Genomic DNA, 3,366 nt, shown 5'->3' with positions numbered 1-3,366 from the left:
GTCGCTTTGCGTAGGCCGCACCGAATTTCCGGCCCCAGCGCCGGATCGTTTCGTAGGACACGACGATGCCGCGCTCCAGCAGCATTTCTTCCACCAGCCGCAGGCTTAACGGGAACCGGAAATACAGCCAGACGGCATGGACGATGATATGCGGTGGGAAACGGTGGTTCTTGTAGCTGATGGTCGGCGTGCTTATCACGTCCGGTTATCCGTCAACCGTTAAGCCACGAACAACGTGACAACGCCCGACGCGGACAGGGCGCTGATAACTGCGCAATAGGCTGATCAGGCGATCAAACTCATCGAGATTGTTGAGAACGCTTACTCGGCGGCCACGGATTCTGTCCGGCGCTTCGATCAGCACTTCGTGGCGTTCCTTAGAAATATCGATCGCTTCCAGAACGGGAGCGGATGCCGTAATGTTGTTGTCGGTCATAGCCGGTCTCCTTGCAGTGTGGCTTCGCAAGACCACTGTGATACCTATTGCCCGGCTATGACCACCTGCTTCGCCTGATAAGGCTACGCAACTGGTCAAGCCTCATTCAGCGCATTCTTCCGAAGATGTTACGGCAGAGAATTCATCTCCCGAGACCTCGATCTGCACAACCGGATAGTTTTCTGCAAAAATCGCCGCCTGAACAACGGTTGAGAAAGCGAGTTGCAAAACTGGGGCGCAAAAGCCTGAGTTTAATTTTGCGACAAGAGCAACTCGTTTTATCTTGCCTGAGACGGGCTGCTAGAAACAAGTCGCTCAAGACTTGACAGTCAACTCGAAAAGGCGAGACAGAGCAGTGAATGGATTTGTCGAGGTGGCAAATGTACCGCGTGTGGGATGTGGCATTCTCGGCTCTACCAGCCACATTCCAAGCCGCGTGATCGAATTTGGCACACATGACGGAGAACCGTCGCAACAACTCGCTACACCGCTTCAGCGCCTTTTAACCGCTTGTCTTTACAATATCATTCGGTTGCACTGGAATTGTGGAGGGCATGATGCCTGCCGAACATGCGCTAGCTCGCAACCCGAATATTCGGGATGAAGAACTTAAAGCTGCAATTGACTATCTTTGCGCGAAAATCAGACGCGCAGCCCATAAGGGCCAACCTTTGCCATTCAACGCCTATCGATCGAAGTTGATATTTGAAAAGGCACTGAATATTCGAACCGGAGAACCCGAATGGGCTTCTGCCAGTTCTGAGAAACGTGATTTTGTCGAGCAACCCATGCTGCAATGTGAGATATTCTACGGGCATTTTGATGGAAACTCGGCGGATTGATCACAATGGCTCTTTTGCTAATCGCGCAATTCATCGCCTTCTCTTTATTCCCCCTTTATTTTACGACGCTCCCGGCACCAAGCCGGCGCACCCATTTCTATACCTACATCGCGCTCATTCTGCTGATCGGCGGTTTCATGGGGAATGTCTATTTCCTGCCCATCACCGATGGTGTCGTCGTCTCCGGTGGCAACCTGTGTTACGGCGCCTTCATGATGACGTCGGTGATGTTCGTTTGGGTTGAAAGAGACGCCTTTATCCTCAGGCATCTGGTTCGGCTTGTGGTTCTGGTCGACATCTTCAAGATCATTTTTTCCGTCCTGACGCATTCCATTCTGGAAACGGAAGGTGTGATCAATCCACATGCAGTTCCATCAAGATTCTTTGAAATATCCACTGCGCTGATTGCGCTTGGGGGTGTTTTGATAATCTCTGAACTCCTGCTTTTGCTTTTCATTTTCGAGACCGTTAAAAAAAAGCAACCCTCGCTTTCCATCACGGCGGCCATCTACATTCTTTCATTCGTGCTCGTTCTCGTGCTTGATGGCATCGCGTTTCCTTTCATCGCATTTGGTATCAACACACAGATCGTTGCGACCGTCATTGGCGGACTGGCGGGAAAGATCCTTATCGCAGTTGCCTATGGTATGTCGCTGGCCTTGTTTGTGCTGTGGAAGCGGCAGGCATTTATCCATTATCTGGAAACAGATACCGTTCGATGGCATCTGCTGGCTTCCAGCAGCGCTGATCTGATCAAAGAGATGACCATAAAGGATCAGGACCTTCGGCGTGGGGATATCGTATTCAGGAATTCGACCGAAGGTCTTGCCATCGTCAATCATCTCGGCCAGGTGCTGAAAGCAAATGCGGCTTTTCGGGCGATGCTGGGTATAAATTACGATCACACCGATCGGCACGATACAGATATCAACAAATCATTCTGGATCGACGGGGCGCCCGTTTCGCGGCCGCACGGCGCGGCTGGGCAATGGCGTCGGGAGGTCATGTTTGGAGCGGACAGGCATCGGCCTGGCATACTTTCTATTACCCCTGCCGGCGAGGACGCGAGCGGCGGCGACACCTTTGTTTATTCAGTGACGGACATTACAGAACAAAAGACGGCGCAGGCAAAACTCGAATACCTCTCATCGCACGATCATCTGACCGGCTTACCGAACCGCCGCACTCTTCATAAAAGCCGCGCTGCTTTCCAGAATGTTCCGCATGCATTGATCATAGTCGATCTCGATTATTTTGGGGACGTGAATGACAGCTACGGTCACGGTGTCGGTGATCGCGTGCTCCAATTGATTGCCGAACGACTCGACAATCTCCGCAAAAACTATTTAGCTTCGGGCGATGTCCTCTGTCGCCTCGGGAGTGATGAGTTCGCCTTTCTCATTCAGTCTGGCGATCACAGCTTTATCGAAGGCATCATCGAGAAAATCCAATCTTGCTTCGGCCAGACTGTTCACATCCGCGATGATCTGGAAGTGTTTTCCTCCGCAACAATTGGCGTGAGCTATCACCTTCGTCCCGGAGATCATGATGCCCTTCTTGGGGCCGACGCAGCTCTATACGAGGCGAAACGTTCCAGACGTGGGTCAGTCGGTGTTTATGAAGACCGGCTGACCACGCAGAGCCAGAAGCGGGTGAAGCTGGGGCTAAAGCTGAAAAACGCGATCGCCAACGGCGAACTCGATGTCTATTATCAGCCGCAATTTACGGCTGTTGGCCATGAACTGCATGGCGTTGAAGCACTCGTAAGGTGGTCGGATCCGGAACTTGGTATTGTTTCTCCGGCCGATTTTATCCCGGTTGTGGAGGAAACTGGTCTCATTGAGGCCTTGGGCGAATATGTTCTTGAAAGGGCATGCCGCGACGGGCAGGAATGGCTTCAGGCTGGCTATCTCCCGGTCACGCTATCCGTGAATATATCGGCCAGCCAGTTGCGATTTGGTCGCTTCATACTGAACCGCACCGGGTTTGCCGGAGGCTCCAACTTCTGAGAGAGTGGAGCCGATATGAGCAAGACAACGAACAAGTTTTCACCTGAAGTCCGCCAACGCGCCATCCGTATGGTGCTTG

General features: G+C 52.3%; 2 protein-coding genes and 2 pseudogenes. 2 read left to right on the top strand and 2 right to left on the bottom strand.

From position 1 onward, the window contains the following. Positions 1-196: pseudogene (locus tag OK142_RS25065) on the bottom strand (IS6 family transposase); the annotation flags it as partial. Between the two features lie 51 nt (positions 197-247). Beyond that, positions 248-436, bottom strand: a pseudogene (locus OK142_RS25060) (IS110 family transposase); the annotation flags it as partial. Between the two features lie 554 nt (positions 437-990). On the opposite strand from OK142_RS25060, the gene OK142_RS25055 reads away from it, so the two are divergent. Both OK142_RS25055 and OK142_RS25050 read left to right on the top strand, forming a co-directional pair. Beyond that, entirely contained in the window at positions 991-1,278 is a 288-nt protein-coding gene (locus OK142_RS25055; RefSeq protein WP_080823476.1) for a hypothetical protein, read from the top strand. A gap of 5 nt (positions 1,279-1,283) precedes the next feature. Further along, positions 1,284-3,287 (top strand): putative bifunctional diguanylate cyclase/phosphodiesterase, encoded by a 2,004-nt coding sequence (locus OK142_RS25050; RefSeq protein WP_498685711.1) that lies wholly within the window; start codon positions 1,284-1,286, stop codon positions 3,285-3,287. Positions 3,288-3,366 lie beyond the last annotated feature (79 nt).

Origin of the sequence: Agrobacterium sp. BT-220-3, assembly GCF_025910175.1 — a bacterium.
Taxonomy (GTDB): Bacteria; Pseudomonadota; Alphaproteobacteria; order Rhizobiales; family Rhizobiaceae; genus Agrobacterium; species Agrobacterium oryzihabitans.
The sequence above is the reverse complement of the archived record's forward strand: the minus strand, read 5'-3'. Positions and strand labels throughout refer to the sequence as shown.